The organism is Paenibacillus terrigena DSM 21567 (genome assembly GCF_000374845.1).
In the GTDB taxonomy this organism is placed as follows: Bacteria; Bacillota; Bacilli; order Paenibacillales; family Paenibacillaceae; genus Paenibacillus_K; species Paenibacillus_K terrigena.
In genome coordinates, this window is record NZ_KB895414.1 from 677,508 (window position 1) to 700,343 (window position 22,836).

General features: G+C 48.8%; 22 protein-coding genes and 1 riboswitch. Of the genes, 7 read left to right on the forward strand and 15 right to left on the reverse strand.

Features of this window, described 5'->3' with window-relative positions; all coding sequences use genetic code 11:
* Positions 1-25: 25 nt before the first annotated feature.
* Complete coding sequence (locus C558_RS0111195; protein ID WP_169445357.1) at positions 26-649, reverse strand: TetR/AcrR family transcriptional regulator; 624 nt, start codon at positions 647-649, stop codon at positions 26-28.
* 119 nt (positions 650-768) lie between these two features.
* Positions 769-1,617, reverse strand: a complete 849-nt coding sequence (locus C558_RS0111200) for a sugar phosphate isomerase/epimerase family protein (RefSeq protein ID WP_018756362.1) — start codon at positions 1,615-1,617, stop codon at positions 769-771.
* A gap of 228 nt (positions 1,618-1,845) precedes the next feature.
* Between C558_RS0111200 and pdxK the strand changes: the two genes are divergently transcribed.
* The 3 genes from pdxK (at position 1,846) to C558_RS0111215 (ending at position 4,942) form a co-directional block, all read left to right on the forward strand.
* Positions 1,846-2,655, forward strand: coding sequence for a pyridoxine/pyridoxal/pyridoxamine kinase (gene pdxK / locus C558_RS0111205; RefSeq protein WP_026263851.1), 810 nt, complete (start codon positions 1,846-1,848; stop codon positions 2,653-2,655).
* A gap of 147 nt (positions 2,656-2,802) precedes the next feature.
* Positions 2,803-4,035: an aminopeptidase gene (locus C558_RS0111210; RefSeq protein WP_018756364.1), complete on the forward strand. Its 1,233-nt coding sequence runs from the start codon at positions 2,803-2,805 to the stop codon at positions 4,033-4,035.
* 145 nt (positions 4,036-4,180) lie between these two features.
* Positions 4,181-4,942 (forward strand): DODA-type extradiol aromatic ring-opening family dioxygenase, encoded by a 762-nt coding sequence (locus tag C558_RS0111215; RefSeq protein ID WP_018756365.1) that lies wholly within the window; start codon positions 4,181-4,183, stop codon positions 4,940-4,942.
* A 69-nt stretch (positions 4,943-5,011) separates the two neighbouring features.
* On the opposite strand, the gene C558_RS0111220 is transcribed toward C558_RS0111215, so the two are convergent.
* The 10 genes from C558_RS0111220 to C558_RS0111265 all read right to left on the reverse strand — a co-directional run bounded on the left by C558_RS0111220 (position 5,012) and on the right by C558_RS0111265 (position 14,397).
* Complete coding sequence (locus tag C558_RS0111220) at positions 5,012-5,827, reverse strand: MBL fold metallo-hydrolase (protein WP_018756366.1); 816 nt, start codon at positions 5,825-5,827, stop codon at positions 5,012-5,014.
* Between the two features lie 98 nt (positions 5,828-5,925).
* Positions 5,926-6,657: a CAP domain-containing protein gene (locus C558_RS0111225; RefSeq protein ID WP_018756367.1), complete on the reverse strand. Its 732-nt coding sequence runs from the start codon at positions 6,655-6,657 to the stop codon at positions 5,926-5,928.
* Between the two features lie 121 nt (positions 6,658-6,778).
* Positions 6,779-7,426 carry a phosphatase PAP2 family protein gene (locus C558_RS0111230; RefSeq protein WP_018756368.1) on the reverse strand — a complete coding sequence of 216 codons (648 nt, stop codon included), beginning with the start codon at positions 7,424-7,426 and terminating at the stop codon, positions 6,779-6,781.
* A 14-nt stretch (positions 7,427-7,440) separates the two neighbouring features.
* Entirely contained in the window at positions 7,441-9,045 is a 1,605-nt protein-coding gene (locus C558_RS0111235) for a cobyric acid synthase (RefSeq protein WP_018756369.1), read from the reverse strand.
* A gap of 15 nt (positions 9,046-9,060) precedes the next feature.
* Positions 9,061-9,855 carry an adenosylcobinamide-GDP ribazoletransferase gene (cobS, locus tag C558_RS0111240; protein WP_018756370.1) on the reverse strand — a complete coding sequence of 265 codons (795 nt, stop codon included), beginning with the start codon at positions 9,853-9,855 and terminating at the stop codon, positions 9,061-9,063.
* Positions 9,852-10,400, reverse strand: a complete 549-nt coding sequence (gene cobU / locus C558_RS0111245) for a bifunctional adenosylcobinamide kinase/adenosylcobinamide-phosphate guanylyltransferase (RefSeq protein ID WP_018756371.1) — start codon at positions 10,398-10,400, stop codon at positions 9,852-9,854. The genes cobS and cobU overlap by 4 nt, the downstream gene beginning before the upstream one ends.
* Before the next feature lie 43 nt (positions 10,401-10,443).
* On the reverse strand, positions 10,444-11,499 hold the full coding sequence (gene cobT / locus C558_RS0111250) for a nicotinate-nucleotide--dimethylbenzimidazole phosphoribosyltransferase (protein ID WP_018756372.1): 1,056 nt from the start codon (positions 11,497-11,499) through the stop codon (positions 10,444-10,446).
* Between the two features lie 47 nt (positions 11,500-11,546).
* The gene (locus C558_RS0111255; RefSeq protein ID WP_018756373.1) at positions 11,547-12,350 is read right to left on the reverse strand and encodes an ABC transporter ATP-binding protein; all 804 of its coding nucleotides are present in this window, start codon (positions 12,348-12,350) and stop codon (positions 11,547-11,549) included.
* Positions 12,347-13,393 carry a FecCD family ABC transporter permease gene (locus C558_RS0111260; protein ID WP_018756374.1) on the reverse strand — a complete coding sequence of 349 codons (1,047 nt, stop codon included), beginning with the start codon at positions 13,391-13,393 and terminating at the stop codon, positions 12,347-12,349. The genes C558_RS0111255 and C558_RS0111260 overlap by 4 nt, the downstream gene beginning before the upstream one ends.
* Positions 13,393-14,397 carry an ABC transporter substrate-binding protein gene (locus C558_RS0111265; RefSeq protein ID WP_018756375.1) on the reverse strand — a complete coding sequence of 335 codons (1,005 nt, stop codon included), beginning with the start codon at positions 14,395-14,397 and terminating at the stop codon, positions 13,393-13,395. Before C558_RS0111265 ends, C558_RS0111260 begins: the two co-directional genes overlap by 1 nt.
* 163 nt (positions 14,398-14,560) lie before the next feature.
* Positions 14,561-14,760, reverse strand: a riboswitch (cobalamin riboswitch).
* A gap of 171 nt (positions 14,761-14,931) precedes the next feature.
* Here C558_RS0111265 and C558_RS0111270 point away from each other — a divergent pair.
* Genes C558_RS0111270 through C558_RS0111285 form a run of 4 tightly spaced genes read left to right on the forward strand, consistent with a single transcriptional unit; the run spans position 14,932 to position 19,292 of the window.
* Positions 14,932-15,636, forward strand: a complete 705-nt coding sequence (locus C558_RS0111270; protein ID WP_018756376.1) for a response regulator transcription factor — start codon at positions 14,932-14,934, stop codon at positions 15,634-15,636.
* Positions 15,633-16,649: a sensor histidine kinase gene (locus tag C558_RS30870; protein WP_018756377.1), complete on the forward strand. Its 1,017-nt coding sequence runs from the start codon at positions 15,633-15,635 to the stop codon at positions 16,647-16,649. The genes C558_RS0111270 and C558_RS30870 overlap by 4 nt, the downstream gene beginning before the upstream one ends.
* Before the next feature lie 5 nt (positions 16,650-16,654).
* Entirely contained in the window at positions 16,655-17,425 is a 771-nt protein-coding gene (locus C558_RS0111280) for an ABC transporter ATP-binding protein (RefSeq protein WP_018756378.1), read from the forward strand.
* Positions 17,400-19,292 carry an FtsX-like permease family protein gene (locus tag C558_RS0111285; protein WP_018756379.1) on the forward strand — a complete coding sequence of 631 codons (1,893 nt, stop codon included), beginning with the start codon at positions 17,400-17,402 and terminating at the stop codon, positions 19,290-19,292. Before C558_RS0111280 ends, C558_RS0111285 begins: the two co-directional genes overlap by 26 nt.
* A 501-nt stretch (positions 19,293-19,793) precedes the next feature.
* On the opposite strand, the gene cbiB is transcribed toward C558_RS0111285, so the two are convergent.
* The 3 genes from cbiB to C558_RS0111300 are packed head-to-tail and all read right to left on the reverse strand — an operon-like array spanning position 19,794 to position 22,595.
* A complete protein-coding gene (cbiB, locus tag C558_RS0111290) occupies positions 19,794-20,768 on the reverse strand; it encodes an adenosylcobinamide-phosphate synthase CbiB (RefSeq protein WP_018756380.1) in 975 nt (324 codons plus the stop codon).
* Complete coding sequence (locus C558_RS0111295; RefSeq protein WP_040674859.1) at positions 20,768-21,493, reverse strand: adenosylcobinamide amidohydrolase; 726 nt, start codon at positions 21,491-21,493, stop codon at positions 20,768-20,770. The genes cbiB and C558_RS0111295 overlap by 1 nt, the downstream gene beginning before the upstream one ends.
* A 7-nt stretch (positions 21,494-21,500) precedes the next feature.
* Positions 21,501-22,595 carry a pyridoxal phosphate-dependent aminotransferase gene (locus tag C558_RS0111300; protein ID WP_018756382.1) on the reverse strand — a complete coding sequence of 365 codons (1,095 nt, stop codon included), beginning with the start codon at positions 22,593-22,595 and terminating at the stop codon, positions 21,501-21,503.
* Between the last annotated feature and the right edge of the window lie 241 nt (positions 22,596-22,836).

The following is a 22,836-nucleotide window of genomic DNA, read 5'->3' on the forward strand; positions in this document are numbered from 1 at the left end:
TATATTGTGTCCAGTCGATGTTGTATTACTGCTCTTTCTTCGCTTCCAATACCGGATTACGAATATACGGCCCTTGTATGGATAGATCCATCAATTGTGATGCCATTTCTTCTTCGGAATACGGCATATTCTGCTCTATCCACCAGATGATCACTTCAAGAAAAGCAGATTCGACATATTTAATAATAATTTCTCGTCTCGCTGTTAGGTTGTTATCATCCGGCTCTGTACGGTTAATCCCGGTTGAGACGAACTCATGAATGACTGCCATTAAGCCTTGCGTAAAATAAGGAATGCGATTCGTTACTAGCAGTGCACGATAAAAATGAAAATGTATTGCGATCTGATGGAACATCTGAATAAAATTCGGGTGCGGCTTACCTATTGTATAATCGAATTTCTCATCTTCATGACGAATACTCACTTCACGCTCAAACTCATCCAATACCGTATCGATACAACTCTCTAGCAAATCAACCTTATCCTTGAAATGCAGATAGAACGTTGCCCGCTTCACTGTCGCGTGATCGGAGATATCCTGTACGGTAATATGATCGAATTCCCGTTCTTCCATGAGCCTAATCAGTGCATCGCGAAGTAATCGTTTGGTCCGCATCACACGCGGGTCTTGTCTCGTTTGTCTCTCCACAATATCCATATCCTTTACCATCATAATGTTCTTAGTATAGACGGGAAACCCTGGATTGAACACCAAAAAACCTTCTTCACAGGTCGTGTAAGAAGGTCCATCAGGCGAATCTCAATGTACTACTTAAGCAGCTTCATCATATTCTGATAGCTTTCACGCACACTCTCAAGCTCGGACTTCGTCGTTACATCCTGCTCCAGAATAATATATTTTACCGATTCGAGTTCTTCTGCTTTCTTCAAGATTCCCGGAATATCCATTACACCTGTTCCAATCTCGACGAAATCCTCTGGTTTCACGGTACTGAAGACAACCTCCGGCGTTAGGACACCCGAGACTTGCTCGAGCTCGAATAAGTTCACGGGCGATGCAGAAGCGCTCAAATCTTTCTGATGTAATAACCCAAGTCGGCTTCCCAGCTGGTCCATATACGCGATCGGATCCACGCCTGCCCGCATAGCCCAATATGTATCGAATTCCACAAGCACATGTGACGGATCGGTATTCTCCAGCAGAATATCCATGATTGTCTGACCATCGAACGCCTGGAATTCATGAAAATGATTGTGGTAATAGAAGTCCATGCCTTCCGCTCTGCACTTCTTCCCAGAAGCATTCAACCATTCTGCCAGACGAAGCGCATCATCCTTATCCTTGAAGAAATAACCGGGCAAAACAACACCGCCGCTGCCCAGCTCTGCATTATAACGAATGACTTGATCCCAGTCTAAATTCGGATGATAGGAGACATGACTCGTTACAACCTGGAGCCCCATCTGCTCCATATTCGATTTGAGCTCTTGCGCTGTATAACCAACCTCGAAGCTACCATCATTCGATGTGTTATGAAAAGCGAACTCCACATGGGTATAACCGATGTCCGCCACTTGACGTAACGTACCTAAGAAATCTTGGGCCATCGATTCGCGAACAGAGAATAATTGTAGACCGATTGGAATGTGATTCATGTTACCCCTCCTACTAGAATGAATATTGTAAACCCTTACATCGTCATTATATTCAACATGGAGTATGCCATGCTTCCCCTTTTTTATCTAAAAATGGGACCAATCTTCATCTATTTGCCGTACAGCATGGAACGAACGCGATTCGCAAATATTAAATTATAACTTAACTTTCAGAGACCAAAACCTTATACTAATGGGATATAGAAGCAAAGGGGACAGATTACTATGATGCACAAAGCACTAACCATTGCCGGCTCCGATACAAGTGGCGGTGCAGGCCTTCAAGCCGATCTCAAAACGTTTCAGGAACGCGGTGTATTCGGCATGACCGCAATCACCGTCATTGTCGCTCAAGATCCGCACAATGGCTGGTTCCATGATGTATTCCCGATCGAATTATCACTACTTGAGAAGCAAATCGAGACCGTTCTTGCAGGCATCGGTGTCGATGCTGCCAAAGTCGGCATGCTCGGATCGACTGAAATCATTGAACTTGTCGCACGCAAGATCGACCAATATAACGTTAGAAATTTCGTTATCGATCCTGTCATGGTATGTAAGGGTGCAGATGAAGCCCTTCACCCAGAGACGAATGAAGCGCTACGCGATATTCTCGTACCAAAGGCGCTTGTCGTGACACCGAACCTATTCGAAGCTTCTCAGCTTAGCGGTATGGCACCGATTAAGACCGTGGATGAAATGAAAGAAGCTGCGGCGAAGATTCATGAGAAAGGCGCTGCTTATGTCCTTGTCAAAGGCGGCGGTAAACTGACTAGTGAACAAGCAGCCGTAGATGTACTCTATGACGGCAAGAACTTCGAACTGCTCCAATCCGAGAAATTCAGCACTTCCTTCACGCATGGTGCAGGCTGCACCTATTCCGCAGCGATCACCGCAGAGCTCGCGAAAGGCCGCGAAGTTAAAGAAGCCATTCATACCGCGAAGGCATTCATTACCGAGGCCATTCGCCATTCGTTCGCATTAAATCAGTATGTTGGACCAACAAATCATGCGGGGTATCGACTATCTGGTCAATAATATAGGTACTACATATACAGGATATCTCGACATCATGGATGCCGAGATTTTCTTTGTTGTTGGAACGATGTAGAAATTGAGAAAATTTGATACAATAAGAACATATCCCAAGCAGAATTCTGCGTGAAATAAAAGGAGATTGATCGCATGGCAACTTTCGAACAACAATTAGCGCAATATGCCGAACTTATCGTTAAAGTGGGCGTTAACGTCCAACAAGACCAGCAAGTCTTTATTACAGGTTCTACCGAAATGACAGAACTCGTCCGCCTCGTGGCGAAGAAAGCGTATGAAGCTGGCGCAAGCAACGTACATGTGGATTGGGTAGACGAGGCCCTCTCCCGACTGAAATACGAGAACGCGTCCGACGACCACTTCACGAAGTTCCCAGAGTGGGAAGTTGCGAAGCGTAATACGTTCTTGGATGCGCGTGCAGCATTCATCGCGATCGTATCCCCGAACCCGGATTTGCTCAAAGGCATTGATCCACAGCGAATCGGCAGTTTCCAGAAAGCTTCAGGACAGGCGCTCGAGAAGTACCGTCAATATGTACAATCGGACAAAGTAAGCTGGACGGTTGTTGCGGCTGCAACGAAGAACTGGGCTGCGAAGATCTTCCCAGACGTAACGCCAGATGAAGCACAAGTGCTATTATGGAATGCGATCTTCGAATCTGTTCGTCTGAATACACCTGATCCGGTTCAAGCATGGGAAGAACACAACGCGAACCTACATAAGAAAGTCGAAGTATTGAACGGATACCACTTCCACAAACTTCACTACACGGCACCTGGAACAGATCTCACGATCGAATTGCCTGAGAAGCATCTCTGGGTGGGCGCAGGCAGCACCAGTGAGAGCAATGTTGCATTCATGGCGAATATGCCAACTGAAGAGGTATTTACAGTACCTTACAGAAACGGTGTTAACGGATACGTATCCAGCACGAAGCCTCTGAGCTATGGCGGCAATATTATCGATAACTTCAAATTAACTTTTGAAGAAGGACGTATCGTTAAGGTTGAAGCCGAGCAAGGGCAAGCGATCTTGCAACAGCTTGTAGATACAGATGAGGGCTCACACTACTTGGGCGAAGTTGCACTTGTTCCACATGAGTCCCCTATCTCACAGTCCAACATTTTGTTCTTCAATACCTTATTCGATGAAAATGCATCCAACCACCTCGCGATCGGCAGTGGTTATGCGTTCAACGTTGAAGGCGGCAAAACAATGACAAGAGAAGAATTGGATGCGAGTGGTGTGAACGCAAGTATTACACACGTCGACTTCATGATTGGTTCTGCGAACATGGACATCGATGGCATTCAACAAGACGGTACTGTAGTTCCGGTATTCCGTGGCGGCAACTGGGCAATCTAATCAAAGACCATAAGAAAGACTGCATCTCCTACGATAGGGATGCAGTCTTTTTCAATATCATAAAACACTTGACTTTAGTATGTAATAAAAATATACTAACTTATATAAAGTAAGTTACTAATTAACGATTCAGGAGGTCATTCCTATGATACCATCATTATTTCTTGCCCATGGATCCCCGATGCTCGCCATTGAAGATACACCGTATACAGCGTTCCTCGAACAACTTGGACAACAATGGAAGCCGAAAGCCATTGTCATTTTCACCGCACACTGGGAAAGTGAAGTGCTTACGATTTCCACGCATGATCAAGTCTATGAGACCATTTACGATTTCGGCGGATTCCCGGATGCCTTGTATGAGGTTGTCTACCCTGCCAAAGGCTCCTCGCAGCTTGCCAATCAACTCGCTGAGCGGTTTAAACAAGCTGGTATCGAGACGCGCGCCGATGCGACTCGAGGACTGGATCATGGATCTTGGACGCTGCTGCATCGCATGTATCCTGCCGCAGATATTCCGGTCGTCCAAATTTCGGTTCATCCTTATCTTGCGGCAGAAGCACAGTATAAGATCGGTCAAGCGCTGCAAGGTCTAGGCGATGAAGACATCCTCATCATCGGCAGTGGCGTCACGGTACACAATCTGCGATTGCTTAATTGGGGTCAGAAGGAGCCTGAGGCCTGGGCTGTTGCTTTTGATGATTGGTTATTGAATAAGGTCGAGCACGGCGATCTGCCATCCCTGTTCGCCTATGACCAACTTGCGCCATACGCACGCCAGGCCGTACCTCGTGCCGAGCATTTCGTACCGTTCTTTATCGCGATGGGCAGTGGTTCATCGAAGCCGCAAGTGATTCATCGCAGCTATGATCTCGGAACGTTGAGTTATTTGAGCATGGCATTCTAAATCCTTATACGAAGAACCCCAAGGCGATCCCGTCCTAAGTCAGTTGGCGGAGCCCTGGGGTTCTGGTTATTACAACCCTAATTCTTTACGAATTTGTTCTTGATTGCTTGCATGATAATTCTTCATGTTCCGTGGGAAAGGTACGCCTTCGATCATGGCATCGATAGCTTCCTGGTTCCCTTCGATAATGTGTTGGCGCAGCGTCTCGATATAAGCAATCGACTGATCAATCCGCGTCTTCATTTCACTCGTATCCGTCGTAATATTCCCGTGACCTGGAGCAAGCACCCGAATATCATGCTTCTCCAGGACCTGATGCAGTTGACGCATCGTCGCTACGTAATCGCTACTGCTAGAGTAGATATACGGAAACTCGATATCCGAACAATAATCTCCAGCCAGCAAAATACCCTCCGGGTCGATGACCGTTACGATCCCATCATCCGTATGGCCCGGCGCAAGATAGAACGTCAAGAGCGTCTGCCCCAATTGAACCTGCTGTCCATTCTCGGCAATCAGGATATCGGCGACAGGATATTTCAGCTCATAATCCCGGGTTAAGTAAAACTTATCGTCAAAGGACTTAATCTGTTCCACGATTTCATCCGGATTCGGATGATGATGTAGCTTCTCGCTCGCGATCACCTTCGCTTCAGGAAATGCGCCGTAGCCTAGAATATGATCCCAATCGCTATGTGTGAAGAGCAGATAGATGGGCCAGCCTCTGCCTACTTGATCGACGTAATCACGAATCTCACGAACCTCTTGCGGCAACCATGTCGGGTCTACGACAATTGTACATTCATCCAAAGTAATAACTGAAGATGTCGTATGATACAACGCGCTCTGGAATACTGTAATTCGACTGTTCTGATAGACAATCAATTTCGTTCGCCCCTCTCGGTCTTGTTACTTCTTATTATAGCAAAAAAATAGGCAGCTCCCATGGACGGGAACTGCCTTTGTTTGTACGATTTGTGCAATTATGCTTTGCTGATGAATTCTTGCACCCATTCACCTTGGTAGTACGCTACACCAATGTGTGTGAAGTTCGCATTCAAGATATTCGCACGGTGACCTGAACTGTTCATCCAGTCATTCATCACTTGCTGTGGTGTTGTCTGACCTTTCGCAATGTTCTCACCTGCATAACCAAAAGCAATGTTATATTGCTTCATCATATCAAATGGCGAACCGTACGTTGGGGATTGATGATCGAAATAGTTGTTGCTATACATATCTTTTGCTTTATCTAGAGCCATTGCAGCAAGTCTGCTGTCTGTCGATAGCGGCTGCAGACCAGCCTTTGCACGTTCTTGGTTCACTAAGTTCACAACTTGTGCAGCGAAGCTAGTATCCCCTTGATTCGGTTGTGTTGGCTTATTGTCATTTGTCGGCGGAGTTGGCTTCGTTGGTTGCGTTGGTACCGTTGGCTTGCTTGGCTGTACAGGTTTCGTTGGTACTGTTGGAACGGTAGGCATAACCGGCGGCTGCTGAGGATACGTTGGGAATGTCACGTTTCCTGGGAATGTCGGGCATGCGCCACCACCTACAACCTGAACTTGCTTCGGCATATTTTTCAAGAAATTATTAATAATATCATTCCAGTTGCCTTGAACTGGTGCAGCTGAAACTGCTGTTGGCAACATCCACGCACATGCCACCGCAGTGACCATAACCGTCTTGGAGAAACGATTCATCATCTTCTTCTTCATATGGTATAAATCCTCCTTGTATGCATTGCATTTTGTTGTGTGAATGCTAAGCCCTCATTCACTGAAGGAAGTGTAACATACGTCATAAGATGCGATCATTACCAAAAATTTGGGAATCTCATTATTTTCCAGATGTTTTACGCTCTCGGTACCACTGATACCAATAGATACAAAATGCAAGCCAACTGCCTGATACCAGGTAGCCAGCGAGTACATCACTCGGATAGTGCACGCCCGCATAGACGCGGCTAATTCCGATCATCGCAATGATCAACGAACCAAGAATTAACAGCAAAACACGTCCCCATCTCGGCCGAATGTGCTTCCAGAGCAGGAAAACAATGACCCCATATAGCGAGAAAGCAGCCATGGCGTGCCCCGATGGGAAACTATAACCTGTTTCTTCTAGTATCCTGTGAATTGTCGGACGTTCACGTGTAAATAATCTTTTTAACACCACATTCAGTAATGCCGAGCCACCGACTACAATGACGAAGAGGATTAATTCTTCGCGATGCTTCAGAACAAAAAATAGGAATAACATGGTAATAATCGCGATAACGATGACAGGTAACGTCGATCCGATAAAGGCACAGAATTTTGCAAATCCCGTCCAGAAGGGCGACTCCTTCCCTTGTACAAAGTGAATAATCGCATCATCAAATGCGGAGATACGGTTGGTCGCTACGAAATACGCCACGACGATGGATGCGATAAGTCCTACGAGTGTAAGATACAATGGCGTCTTTCGTACTTTCATTGCTTGCATGCTCTAATTCCTTTCTATTCAGAGATCGAGGGTTCCTTAGCTGTTCGTGCTGGTAAGCCAGCAATCTCATAGATTAATGCGATATTCATGGATTTCCGCGTCTCATCAGCCAATCGATCGAAGGCGAGCTGCTGTCGGTCTGCAAATGGAACGATATCCTCGATCGCACGCAATCCTTTGCGCGTACGTATCTGATTGAGCCACTGTCGACGGAAGACATCATTATGGAAGACCCCGTGCAAATACGTGCCCCATACTTGACCATTTTCCGATGCTAATCCTTCCGCCCTAAGATCGGACATCTGGAACAGCGGATAGACGGATTCCTTCTTGCCATCCAATCGAATCGTCTGACCCATATGGATCTCATACCCGGTAATCGCTGTGCCATTCCCTTGGCCCCACTGCGGCTGCGAACAATCGATAACACCTTGAACCCGTTCGGTTTTCTTCTCCGCATAGAAGGTTGTCTGCAGTGGAAGCAAACTAAGCCCCAGCGTTTCGGCTCCCGCTTCAACCTCAACCCCATGCGGATCAAGGAGCTGTTCGCCCAGCATCTGATATCCACCGCAAATACCAACGATGTCACAGGAAGAGTGGCCCTCATCCTCATGAACATGAGCGAAGGTAAGTATGGCGTCAGCTAGACCCGATTCACGTAAGAAGCGTAAATCATCCATCGTATTCTTCGTTCCTGGTAAAATAATCCCATCCGGCGTCCCTAGCTCGGCGAGCGATTGCACATAACGAACGCGAACATCCTGTTCCGCGACCAAGGCGTCAATATCCGTAAAGTTCGAGATTCGCGGATATCGGATGACAGCAATATCGAGTTCATATGCTTCATTGTCCCCGAGTGCCTTCCCTTTATATGCATCCAATACGACGGAGTCCTCTTGCTCAATATCGATATTCGGCAAATAAGGCAGTACACCGACCACGGGAATACCCGTCCGCTCTTCGAGCCAGTCCAGACCAGGCTGAAGCAAACTGAGGTCTCCGCGGAATTTATTAATAATGAAGCCCTTGACACGATCACGTTCATGCGGTTCTAAGAGTTCCAACGTTCCGACCAGCGAAGCGAATACGCCGCCGCGATCAATGTCCGCAACGAGCAGGACAGGTGCTTCTGCCCACGCTGCTAGATTCATGTTCACGATATCATTTTGCTTCAAATTGATTTCCGCAGGACTGCCTGCGCCTTCAATGACAACGACTTCGTACGCAGCACGCAACCGTTCAAGAGCAGCCACTACCGTTGTTTTGGCAAAAGGGAGAAATTCGGACCGATAATCACGCGCGCTTAACTGCGTATAGGGTTTGCCATGGACGACGATCTGTGCGTTCATCTCTTTCATCGGTTTGATGAGAATCGGGTTCATATCGGTTGTTGCAGCGACCTCACAGGCTTCCGCTTGAACGCCTTGCGCACGCCCGATTTCTTTGCCATCCATCGTCACATACGAATTTAGCGCCATGTTCTGCGATTTATAAGGAGCAACCTTCCATCCGTCCTGCTTCAAAATCCGGCATAATGCCGTCGTCACAATGCTCTTGCCTACATCGGATGCCGTTCCTTGCAGCATAATGGTTCTTGCTTTAGGCCGTTCACTGGACATGCGGTTAGCCTCCTTCTAGACGATTATTGTACATATAAGCAGCAGTAGAATTTCCAAACATTCGTTCAATGCGCCATAAGTGTCGCCGGTTAGACCACCGAGCTTATTCGCCATGGATCTTGCTATGATCATCCCGAGCAATAACGCGCCCATCCCAATCCATACAATAGATAACCCGTCTGATGCGATGATTGTACCTATGCCACCCCACATCGCAGTACCAATCCAGATCAGCACAGATACAACAACCGCCATCAGCGTTGCTCCCGTTACATGCCGCGCACTCACGCCTTTAAAATAACTGCCGAGTCCAGATTCCTTCCTTGCATAAGGAAATGCTGCCATCCCAATGACCATAAACCAGCGGCTCCAAATGAAGGGCAGGACGATCTCCCAAGACCATTTCTGATCCAACAAGGTGTAGAAAATAACGGCCTTGAGCAGCATTGCAAGAACACAGACGATGACGCCCATCGCCCCGACGCGGCTGTCCTTCATAATTTCAAGCATTTGTTCCCGTGGACGATGACTTAGAACCCCATCTGCGGTATCCATTAACCCATCAATATGTAAGGCCCCTGTCAAAGAAACCGTCCAGACCAAGGTCAGGACGGCCGCTAGTACAAAAGGGAAGAGCAATGAGCTGCCGTAGCCGAAGCCCCAGACGAGCCCGCCGAGAACTGCGCCAACAAGCGGATAGAACACCACGCTGCGAGCGAATACCTCTTTGGAATAATGAATTTGAATCGGCAGCGGCAGCCTCGATAAGAATTGAAAGGCTGCTACACAGGCTTGCGCTGCTTGTTTCATAACTGAACCGCCCTGCTCTTGAGTTCGATCGGGATGCCTGCGGTGACTAGATACACTTGTTCACAGACCCCCGCTAGCTTCCGATTCATATAACCAGCTAGATCGCGATATTGCCTGCCTAGCGGATATTCCGGCACAATCCCGCTGCCAACCTCGTTCGTCACGAAGATTAGCGTACCAGCGTAAATTCGAACTCGTTCCACCAACTGTTCAATCTGCTGCTTCACCAGATCGGTTGCATTCGGCTCCGCTTCACAGCGAAGTAGAATATTCGAGAGCCACAGGGTCAAGCAATCGACGAGAATCATCTTCGACCCTTCGAGATCTCCGAGTAAGGCGATTAAGTCGTAGGGTTCTTCGATCGTCTTCCATTCGAAAGCAGCTTGATCCCGCTCCATTTGGTGCATGCGAACCCGTTCTCGCATCTCATCATCGTAGAGTTGTGCCGTCGCGATGTAGATTCCGCGATCGCCATAGTTTGCGCAGAGCTTCTCTGCGAAGGAGCTCTTCCCACTTCGCGCACCGCCAGTTACCAGAATCGGCATGCCTTTTCTCTCCCCTCATATGATACATCCATTCATCATTTCTTTATTCGCCTGAGCTTACGCCCGCACTTGCGAAGGTTGCCATCTCGCGCATGATTTTCGTTGCCGCATCGATCAAGGTAAAGGCAAGCACGGCACCTGTCCCTTCACCAAGCCTCATGTCCAATTGCAGCACTGGCGTTAATCCGATTTCTTCGAGCAGGCTCTCATGCCCTTGTTCTTGGGATAGATGCGATCCGATCATATAACCGCTTGTTAGCGGTTCAATACGGCTGGCTATCAACGCTGCTGCAGAAGAGATGAATCCATCAATCACAACAGGGCACTGATGTCTTGCTGCGCCAAGGATCACGCCGACCAGACCAGCGATCTCGAGTCCCCCTACCTTCGCCAGGACATCCAGCGGGTCCTTCGCATTCGGACGGTTCACTTGAATTGCTTGGCGAACAACCGCTTGCTTATGTAACATCCGTTCATCATCGATGCCAGTTCCGCGTCCTACCGTCTCCTCGGATGACATGCCCGTGAGCACACTTAGAATGGCTGCACTCGCTGTCGTGTTCCCAATGCCCATCTCGCCTGTCGCGAAGATCTTATACCCATCGGCAACATGCTGCTCCACAATCTCAGCTCCTGCGAGAATAGCTTGGATCGCTTCATCTTGTGACATGGCTGGGCCCTTCGCCATATTCGCCGTCCCTTTGCGGACATTACGGGACACCAGCTGAGGATGCTCCATATCTGCATTCACGCCGATGTCGACACATACGACATCCGCACCTGCATGACGTGCCAACACATTCACGGCTGCACCGCCGTTCAAGAAATTATAGACCATCTGCGGTGTCACTTCCGAGGGGAATGCACTGATCCCTTCTTCACACACGCCATGATCTCCTGCCATGACGATAACGGCTTTCTTCGCGAATGCCGGGTGCAATTCACCTGTAATCCCTGCGACCTGCGCCGCAATATTCTCAAGCTTACCAAGGCTCCCTGGAGGCTTCGTCAGCTGATCCAAATGCTGCATCGCTTCCTCGACCATCTGCCCATCTAACGGTTCAATGTGTGAAATAAGTTGCTCCAATTGTTCTTTCATTATCTCGCTCCAATCTGTGTATGATTCTCATTGATGTCATTAAAATTCTATTTTGCTTCATTTCCTAGTGTCTCATGGGAACCCGGTTGAAGCAAGATTTGTGGCGTGCCATTTACAGGATGGGGAATAATAATCGGTTCTGTGCCAAAAACTTCATGGACGCGCTCCCGGCTTAATATTTCAGCTGGCTCGCCAATGGCTACCTGTTTCCCTTCATGCAGCACAAGCAATTGATCACAATATTGCGCCGCTAAGTTCAGATCATGAAGAACAGCGATGATCGTCAAGCCGCAGTCACGCTGCCATTTCCGTACATAATCCATAAATTGCAGCTGATAACGAATATCCAGATACGTCGTTGGTTCATCCAGCAGCAGAATTTCAGGCTGCTGAACCATCACTTTGCCAAGGGCGACACGTTGCCGTTGCCCACCGCTAAGTTCATGCAGTGGTCGATCGAGCAGTTCCACTAAATTCAATTGCTCCGCGACCCCAGCGATAAGCGAGGATGCATCCGTCTGATCCCGGCCGAGCCAATTCTGGAATGGGAACCTTCCCATCTCAAGAACCTCCTGCACCGAATATCCAACGGGTGGTAGCGTCTCCTGCTGTAAGACCGCAAGATGCTGAGATAGTGATTTTCGGGAATACTGCGATAAAAGTTGTTTGCGTATGACGATCTCGCCCGCAGAAGCCGGCTCCACGCCGGATATGCATTGCAGCAACGTTGATTTCCCGCTTCCGTTCGGACCGATGATACCTAGACAAGTCCCTGACTCCACTTCAAAATGAATATTTTGCAGCACCTTCGCAGCACCATAATGCTTATCTACATGTTCGACTCGGATCATGACAATCGACCCCTTCGCGTTTTTTTGTTACGGTGCAGCAGATAGGCGAAGAATGGTGCGCCAATAAATGCGGTTACAACGCCAAGCGGAATTTCAGTGGGTGCGAGTACCGATCGAGCAAGGGTATCTGCAATCACCATGTAGATTCCACCACCAATTGCGGATAACGGGACGATCAGTTTGTAATTCGAGCCGACCAGCAATCGAATCATATGAGGGACGATCAACCCGACGAAGCCGATAACACCTGATACGGATACGGCAGCAGCCGTCATAAATGTCGCCGTTAATAGAATAATCATCTTCGTTCGATCCACACGAATCCCTAAATGCGCGGCTTCACGTTCCCCTAGCGCGAGGATATTCATCGTCCTGGCGTAACCCATCACAATAATAAAGCCAACGATCAAATACGGCCCAAGCACCGCGGTATATGCCCATCCACGCAGCGAGAGGCTGCCCATGAGCCAGAACATAACTTCATTAATCGTCTTATCCGACAACGCGACGAGTAAGGATACGAACGCCCCAAGGAAGGCCTGCATGACAACACCAGCGAGTATTAAGCGTTCCGTCGGTATTTTGCCTTCATCTTGCGCAAGCCGCATCACAAGCCACAGGGTTAAGACCCCTGTCGTGAAAGCAACAATGGGTACGGACCACTGTCCAACAAGTGAATATTGGATGCCAAAATAGATCATAAAGGCTGCGCCAACGGAGGCGCCAGATGATACACCCAGCGTGTACGGGTCCGCCAGCGGATTGCGCAAGACCCCCTGAAATGCCGCACCGGATAAGGACAAGCAAGCGCCAACCAAGACCCCAATCGCAATGCGAGGAATCCGTACCTTTAATAAGATCTGTTCATAGGAACCTGGCCACGTCTTGGGAATCATATCTTGAAGCCAAGGAATCTGATGCAGCAGAATGGCTGGGATTTGCTGCAGCGGAATATGCACTGAGCCAATGGTAGCCGAGACGCAAATCGTAAAAAGGAGGAGGAGTATTCCTCCTCCTCCCCACAGCAATCCTGTTCGGTTCATTATTTCACCAAATCCGGATAGATCGCCTTCGCCATGGCGATCAAGCCATCGGTTAGACGTGGACCTGGTCTGCTAAGCAAGTTGCCATCCACGCCAATCACTTGATTATTCTTGATCGCATCAATTTGATCCCAGCCGCTGCGACCTAGAATGATATCTTTAATCGGTTTGCCTGTCTCATAATCTTTGGCATCATTCGCGAATAGAATGACATTCGGATTCGAATGAATAATATTCTCTTCATTAATCTGCACCCAGCCTTGTACGTCGGATGCCACGTTCACACCGCCGGCGATCGAGATTAGCTCATCCATGAATTCGCCTTTACCTACCGTCCAGCCTGGGGAGAATTCAATGTATACTTTCTTCTTCTGATCCGCAGCGACATTCTTCACCGCTTCGATGACCGAATCGCGGTCCGCCTTCATCTTATCGATCACTTGCTTCGCTTCCGCTTGACGATCCGTAATTTGACCGTACACTTCGATATTTTTCATAATATCTTCAAGCGTCTTCGGTTCAACTTTGAAAATTTTGATTCCCAGATCACGAAGCTTCTTCACGGATTCTTCTTTCATGGAAATTCCCGTAAAGACGATGTCTGCATTGGCACCGATAACCGCTTCTTCATTCGGCTTCATAATACTGCCCATTTTCGGCTTGGAGCTTGCTGCTGCTGGGTAGTCGTCATAATCCGATACACCAACGATTTGTTGATCCAGTCCGAGTGCGAAGAGGGACTCCGTCTCTGCCGGCGATACCGATACGATACGTTCAGGTGCTTTGTCAAATGTAAATTCCTCGCCAGTCGCATCCTTAATCGTAAGAGGATACTTCGTCTTGAGGTCCGATGTTTCTGTATTGTCCTTCTGCTCCTGTTTGCTCTGCTCTGTCTGAGCCCCTTGCTTCGCTGCGTCTTCTGTCCCCTTCGTACCGCAAGCAGCGATACTGACAACGAGCGCGAGAATCAGTGCCCACGTCGATAAACCTTTCCAAATCTTCATCCTTGTCTCTCTCCCCTTATTCTTTATTGATGCTGAACGTTTGAACAGAGAAAACCCCAGATCCTGAAGGACCCGGGGCACGTCAATTTCGGAATAAATCCGTATGTATGCGTACTGCATGTCACACGTCTTCCAACTGAGCGCAACCCTTTCCTCGAAGGTTTGTCATTCGTATCCATAGGCAGGTCTCCTGACTTATGGGTCTTGCATGCCCTCGCCTTCCCATTCCTGCTATGGAACAGTGGCTATTGAGGTCATCCCCAGATTACAGTGGCGGGACCGTCCCGGATTTGCACCGGATTCCCTTTTAACCCGATCTATACGACATTCGCACAGATAGGGACCTACAGATTTCCTATTCAATTCAGGCTATGCCTTTCAGCCTTTCACCTAGTTATTATAGGGGAAAAGCCCCCACCTTACAACTAAATTAGTAGCACATTTTCAGCCTCGTGATTTGTATTTCGAATAAGAAATCTTTATCATCATAACTAGCAAATAACGAACCTCTTGTTGAAGGAGAGAAATGCCCTCATGGATAGAATCATGATTGTAGAAGATGATCCCAAGATATACACCTTGCTCAAAGAGCAGCTTGAAAAATACGGCTATGAGGCTGTCGTCGCAGATGATTTCGACCGCATTGCGGATCAGTTCACCCAGATCGAACCCAATCTCGTACTGCTCGATGTCAATTTGCCGAAGTTCGATGGATTCTATTGGTGCCGCCAAATCCGCCAAATCTCCACCTGTCCCATCCTCTTCATCTCAGCAAGGGAAGGTAAAATGGAGCAAGTGATGGCCCTAGAGCACGGTGCCGATGATTATATTACCAAGCCTTTCGATTATGATATTGTCATGGCCAAAATCGCCAGCCACCTGCGCCGCGCCTATGGCAGCTATGCACCAAAAGCTACGGAACGTTCTTTAAGTCTCCACGGACTTACCCTCTTACCTGAACGTCTGGAGGTTTCCTTAGCGGATCAAAGTCTAGAGCTGCTGCGGAAAGAATCGTTGCTGCTGGAAGTGCTCATGGAGCGTTATCCTCGCGTTGTTAGCCGTGATCGAATTCTGGAGAAGCTATGGGATGAGAACCATTTCGTGGACGAGAATACGCTCAATGTGTATGTCACGCGCCTTCGCAAGAAGCTGAAGGATCTTGGCATAGAAGAAGCGGTCGAGACGGTCCGGGGCGCGGGCTATCGCCTGAAGGTGACATGGGCGGATGTCTCCTCATGAGACTTTTCCTTCGTGATCACGTTCCATTAATGATTATTCTAGGACTTCAAATTGTTATAACATCCATTGTATATGCCTTTAATGACGGTTCAGCACTATCGACCATCAGTTACGTCTTCTTCGTAAGTCTATTTCTGTTACTGGTCTTCCTCGTCTATCAATATGTGTCCAAACGGGGGTTCTATGCCAGATTATCGAATCCGGAGGCATCCATGGAGCCCATCTTCACATCCAAGAGCAGACAGTTCACACCGATCGAACAAGCATTGCAAGATTTGCTCACTGACCAGTTTCATTTTATGCAGCAAGAGCTTCATCAGGCAGAGAATCGTATGAACCGCCATGTTACATTTATGAATCAATGGGTGCATGATATGAAGACACCGCTCTCCGTCATCCATATGACGATTCAAGATGAAGATGAGCCGATTTTTGATAGTATACGGGAAGAGACAGACCGGCTAACCAAGGGGCTTGAGACCGTGCTCTATATGGCTAGGCTGGATAGCTTCGAGCATGACTTTTATATTGAAGAGGTCGACCTCGCCCAGATGATGGGGCAATTCGTGAAGCAGAATAAAAGGTTATTCATTCGCAGTCAAGTCTTCCCGAAAATCGGGATCGCTGAGAACCAGACGGTCGTGTCCGATGAGAAATGGCTTACCTTCGTCTTTAGTCAGATCATTAACAATGCCGTAAAATATTCCGCAGGCAAAAGCCGCACCATCGAGATCAGCGCTTCCATGGAGCAGGAGCATACCGTGGTCCAAGTACGTGATTATGGCATTGGTATTCCAGCGCACGATGTTGAACGTGTATTCGAACCGTATTTTACCGGAGATAATGGGAGACAATATCCCGCTTCGACCGGCATGGGCTTATATCTCGTCCATGAGATCTGCAGTCGACTCGGTCATCGCATCACCGTCGATTCGGAACAAGGCGAAGGCACAAGTGTAAGAATATATTTCACCAATACAACCGAAGACGATGCTTACCGGCGAAAGGAGTGAGGCGCGTGGATATGCTTCAAGTTCGAAATATCAATAAAGTATACAGCGGACGCAAAGCGTTCCGAGCATTGACCGACCTCAGCTTAACGATCCGTGAAGGCGAATTCGTCGGTATTATGGGACCATCCGGCAGTGGGAAGACCACGCTCTTAAATGTGATCTCGACGATTGATATGCCGTCATCCGGCCAGATTCTCATTAACGGCAGCAACCCGTACAAGCTTCGCAAGAACAAGCTTGCCGCTTTTCGAAGACAACAGCTCGGGTTCGTATTCCAAGAGTTCCATCTCATTGAGACGCTGACAATTGGAGAGAACATCATCCTTCCGTTAACGCTGGACGGCGTACGCGTCTCCGAAATGGAAGAGCGGCTGAGCAGCATTATTCAGAAGCTTGGGATCAAGGATATTCGTGATAACAGTATTTTCGAAGTATCACGGGGACAGCAGCAGCGAGCAGCAATCGCACGCGCAATTATTCATCGTCCATCGCTCCTGCTCGCCGATGAGCCGACAGGGAACTTGGACTCTAAAGCATCCAGACATGTCATGGAGACGCTTCAGCAGATTAATGAAACCGATCGCACCACGATGATGATGGTAACCCATGACCCGATCGCAGCCAGCTATTGCCACCGGGTGATCTTCATTAAGGACGGAATGCTCTACAATGAGATCGTTCAGGGACAGAATCGTTCCGCATTCTATCAGAAGATCATCAATGCGATCGCGCTTCTAGGAGGGGACGCGAATGAATTTTCTACAATTCGCGTTTAACAATGTCAAGCGGCATGCTCGGAAATATGCAGCCTATTTCTTCAGCAGCGCCTTCGCCGTGATGATCTTCTTCTTATACGTTGCCTTTAGCCTACATCCCAAAATTCTACCAAGCACGGTCAATGAAATCGTATCCGGCGGCATGACGCTTGGGGCAAGCTCTATCGTATTTTTCTCATTCATCTTCATTCTCTATTCCACGGCCGTCTTTGTCCAAGCTCGCAGTCAGCAGTTCGGCATTCTGACGATCCTCGGAATGACGAAGAGGCAGCTGCGATTCATGCTATTCTTGGAATTTTCCATTATTGGCGTCGGTTCGATACTAACAGGGACTGTCACAGGACTTGTCTTCCTGAAATTATTCCTGATCATCGCATCGCTTGCGGTTGGCGGCAGCTCAATGACGTTCTATTTTCCAATCGAAGCATTGAAGACAACGGCCATCACATACGGCATCTTGTTCATCTTCATCTCGCCATTGTCCTATCTGTTCATTGGCAGACAACCACTGATGGAGCTGCTCACGGTTCGCCGCAGAAAACTACGATTCCGTAATTCTTCCTACATTTTCGCGACCATCGCACTATGCTGCTTGATCTGGAGTTACGTGCAAGCTTTCAGAAAAGATATAGGGACCTTTCTCATCGCGTTTATGGTCATTCATATTGGGTTATATGGATTGTTCAGGCATGTCCTTCCTATCATTATGCGCTGGATGAAGAAGATTCGCTCGCTGTTCTGGAGGAAGACGAATCTGCTCAAATTATCGGAGACAGAGCTTCGCATTCGTGAGAATGGGCTGATGTTCTATTTGCTTACGATACTCTGGACCATTACCTGCTTATGTGTTGTCGTCCTCGTATCCATCCGATTTCTGATGGACGTAACGCCGAACAAAGAACCGTTTCAGTTATACTATGTTTCCAACTTGAACAATCCGAAGCAGGATACACATATCCAATATATTGAGCAGAGTCTGAAGCAAACAGGCGTAACGTACAGTAAACAACGTATACCATTGTTGCGCTTCACAACAACACCAGAGAACTATGTGGATTATTTCATGCGATATCAAGATTATGTGCGTCTCGGCGAGTTCTACAAGTCTCCGATCACACCATTGCAAGAAGGTGAGGCGTTATGGCTTTCCAGGGGAAAAGAAAACATGGCGAAAAATCGTACCTCGATTCAGATACCTAACCATTCGAGCTCACTGCAACTGTTAAAGCCACTAGATACCAAAAAGAACTGGATGCCAGAGCTGCGAGGTAAGAACGGGAGCGTACTGGTGATCACTGATTCCCTGTACAAGGAACTAGCAGCCAACACAGCAGGCGAAAGCATGACTTTCTTCGGTTATCAATTCACGAATAGCAATAATGCATTAACCTTGTTCGCACTCGTGGAGAAAGGACTAGGCCAGGAAGGAGTTCAAGATCGTTATCAATATTCCCTCGCCGCCTATTATGAATATCTCTTCCAGCAGATGCCGTACATTGTGATCTTTATCGGCTTATTCATTACAGCTGTATTCTTCACAGCCGGCGCCAGCTTCGTCTATTTCAAAATCTACTCTGACTTGAACAAAGATCTCGTTCAATTCCGGGCGCTCTATAATATAGGCGTCAGCATTCCTGAGCTCTATCAGATCGTCAAAACCCGCGTCGTCCTGATGATGGGCCTGCCGAGTTTGTTCGCAATATTGAACAGCGCAGGGCTCTTGCTCTTCATCAAGCAGCAGGATGACACAATGTTCAAGTGGCTTCCGTTCATTGTGTCCTTCGTCCTCTTCATCTTGATCCAGACGTGCTTCAGTTTAATTCTGCGGAAGCGGTATTGGGCACATATTGAGAATAGTCTGAAGTGAGGAGCGGCTTGCGATGAGGGGGGCGAGCCGTTTAGGGCAAATAACTGCAAAAATGCAGTTATTTGAGTCTCTGCGAGCGGGGTATCGCGATTTAACTGCGCTTTTGCAGTTACTTGCGCCTCTGCGAGCGAGGTATCGCGATTTAACTGCATTTTTGCAGTTATTTGAGCCTCTGCGAGCGGGGTATTGCGATTTAACTGCGTTTTTGCAGTTATTCGCGCCTCTGCGAGCGGGGTATCGCGATTTAACTGCGTTTTTGCAGTTATTCGGGCCTCTGCGAGCGGGGTATCGCGATTTAACTGCGTTTTTGCAGTTATTTGTGCCACTGCGAGCGGGGTATCGCGATTTAACTGCATTTTTGCAGTTATTTGCGCTACTGCGAGCGGGGTATCGCGATTTAACTGCATTTTTGCAGTTATTCGCGCCGCTCAATGAGACATATAAGAAAAGGGGCTTGTCAACCTGCATACCTGCAGTGACAAGCCCCTTTTTCGTTCGTGATTACCACATCGATGACGATGCAGCGAGCCATAGGATGGCCGCACTGATCAGCGCGAACATTGCTGAGCTCAGGTACATCAATCTCACGGTCATCGGAATGTGGTCCGCGCGAAGGGGCTCCTTCGGTTCCCCCATGTATGCGCGAAACGATGCGATCCCCTTGTAAACGTTATGCCCTCCGAGCCTTACGCCAAGCGCGCCGGCAACCGCAGACTCCGGGTATCCGCTGTTCGGACTCGGGTGCTCCTTCGCATCTCGGCGAACCGTCCGCCAAGCGCTTCGTGCATCATGACGCAGCAGCCAAGCAGCTATCGTGAGTAATATCGCGGTTATCCGCGCCGGGATCCAATTTGCCACATCATCCAGCCGTGCCGATGCGAATCCAAGGTCTTTATACTTCTCATTCTTGTAGCCGACCATCGAATCGAGCGTATTTACCGCGCGGTAAGCCATGGCGAGTGGTGCGCCTCCAATAGCAGCATAGAATAAAGGCGATGTAATCGCATCGACGATATTTTCGGCGACGGTCTCGACGGTTCCTCGCACGATTTCCGGTTCGTCCAAATGCTCCGTATCTCGACCAACGATCATCCCGAGTGATCGTCGTGCCGCAGGCATATCCCCTGCACGGAGATGACGGTATACCTCCATCCCTGCATCCTTCAAGCCTTTCGTTGCAATCGTCGTCGCGATCAGCAAGACCTCCAGCGCCCAAGCCAGCAACGGATGAATCAGCGCAACCAAATAGAGCACTCCCCATGTGAGCAGGAATACACCCCCGACGAGGATCAGTGGGAGCAAGAACCCTCCTGCTTTCAATTGCTTTGGTGTATGTGCGATGCGGCGAACGCCACGTTCCAATTGGGTAATCGCTCTGCCCATGAAGATAACCGGATGCGGAATCCAGCGGGGATCGCCGATAATGCAATCGACGATATAAGCGAGAATGATAAAATACGCATGCTCTAACATCATTATGCTTCTCCTTGCGTTCGTACCGCTTCATAGACGGTGTTGTACACGAGACGTCCGAGCAGATTGCCGAGCGTCGTCGCGCTGCCCGCATACTGGTGCTCCGCACCATAGCGGGCGCTCTGGCTCACGGCGAGCACGACGGTGTCCGTCGTCGTGCCCGTCGCCACATCACCGTCCTGCGGGTCGGTGATGCCCAGATCTTGCAGCGCGGCGGCCTTCGCTTCCGTCGCGGTAATAACCGCGCCGACCAGCGCAGCCGGCGCGAGCCGCCCGTCCACGGCCACGATCGTATTGATCGTGCCCGGCGCGTAGGCGGCGAACGTCTCGCGCGCTCGCCCAGCGCGCGCGGCATTGGAGGTGCCCGCCGTCGTACACACGACGATACGGGCCTGGTCACCCTCCGCTTCCGCAATGGAGGCATGCGTCAGCTTCGCTGCGGTCAACAGGCCTACCGTCTGATCCAGCGGATAGCCCCAAGCCGTAATCTCCGATTCCAGATGCTGAATCGGATCGGGGCGATTATAATCTTTCGTGACGTAGACGTTCACGATATGATCAGCAACCGTACTGCCGCCTGCATATGGAGCACTGCTAAGCATCTGCAGTGGCTCCGGTGCGAGCATCCGAATATGATGCTGTGCCCGATCATAACGGAATACAAGACCTGGCCAGTACGTACTCTCATACACCATCAGCGCTTCACCAACTCGAAAAGGCTGTACCATCTTCAAGCTACACCCCTCCCTGCCACACTTCGATAAGCTTATTGAATAGGATTTCATTCCGTTCTCGATCCTTCACCGCAAGCCGGATGTCCGTTTCGCTGAGCCCTTCATACATAGCACAGCTCCGAATTAATATTCCTTTCAGCCCCAGCTTTGTCTGAAGCTGCTCCGCAGTCCAAGGCTTCGGTAACCGCACGAGGATGAAATTCACAAGACTTGGCCAGGTCTGGCAGCCAAATTCCTGTTCCAATCGCTCAATCATGTAATTCCGTTCAATCACCGTCTGTTCTCGCGTTACCGCCTCATATTCCTCACAATCTACCAAACAGGCTTCCCCAGCCGCTAATGCAAGCCGATTCACGCTCCATGTTACCTGCTTCGATTTTAGCCGATGAATGAGTGACGGCCCTGCGACCGCATAACCCAACCGCAATCCAGGAATCGCATAGAACTTCGTCATCGAACGAATGAGGATGACATGCGAATATTGCTCCACACAAGGCAGTAAGGTCGCCTGCCTATCCGGTGCGATGAAATCCATGAACGCTTCATCAATAATCAACATTGTGTCCGTATCAGCCGCGATCGCCGCAAGCTGCTCCAGCTCTTCGAGATCGTACTGCACACCTGTCGGATTGTTCGGCTGCCCGAGGAAGAGAAGATCCACATCCTGCATCAAGCCTGCAATTTCATTCAGTTCCGCACGAAACCCCTGTTCCGCATACCCATGGATCCCAATGACCTCCGCACCGAATTTTCGGGACAACTCCGCATATTCGGAGAAACATGGGTAGATCACGCCAACGCGGCTCGGCGCCATCGCAAGCAATGCGAGTGCCATGCATTCCGCTGCGCCGTTCCCAATGCAGATCATCGATTCATCCACATGCAGCGCTTCCGATAACAAAGCCCGCAGCCGCCGATGATCCGGGTCCGGATAATGCACCACATCCCGCAGCTCCTGTTGAACCCTTGCCAGCACATGCTGCGGCGGACCGAGTGGGTTAATATTTGCGCTATAATCGATGAACGCCCCTCGGTCCACACCAAATACCGCTTGGGCCGTCTCTAAATCTCCCCCATGACCAAACCTTTCAATCATTTTTTCAATCGTCCTTTCCCCATCGCACACATGTTTATTTCGTTCAAATATAAGAGTCTATAAGTTATAGAGGTTGTTCAAAAAGTCAACTTTTGATCACGATGTGTTTCAAGTAGCAAATTCGACATCGAATCTTGCGTTCATCCTCGAAGAGCTTACGCTTACGAAGTATGTTTCCTTTGGAAACATTTCAGGTACTCATTTAGGTTTTGCCTAAACTCCGTTCCTCCTAAAAGTTTTT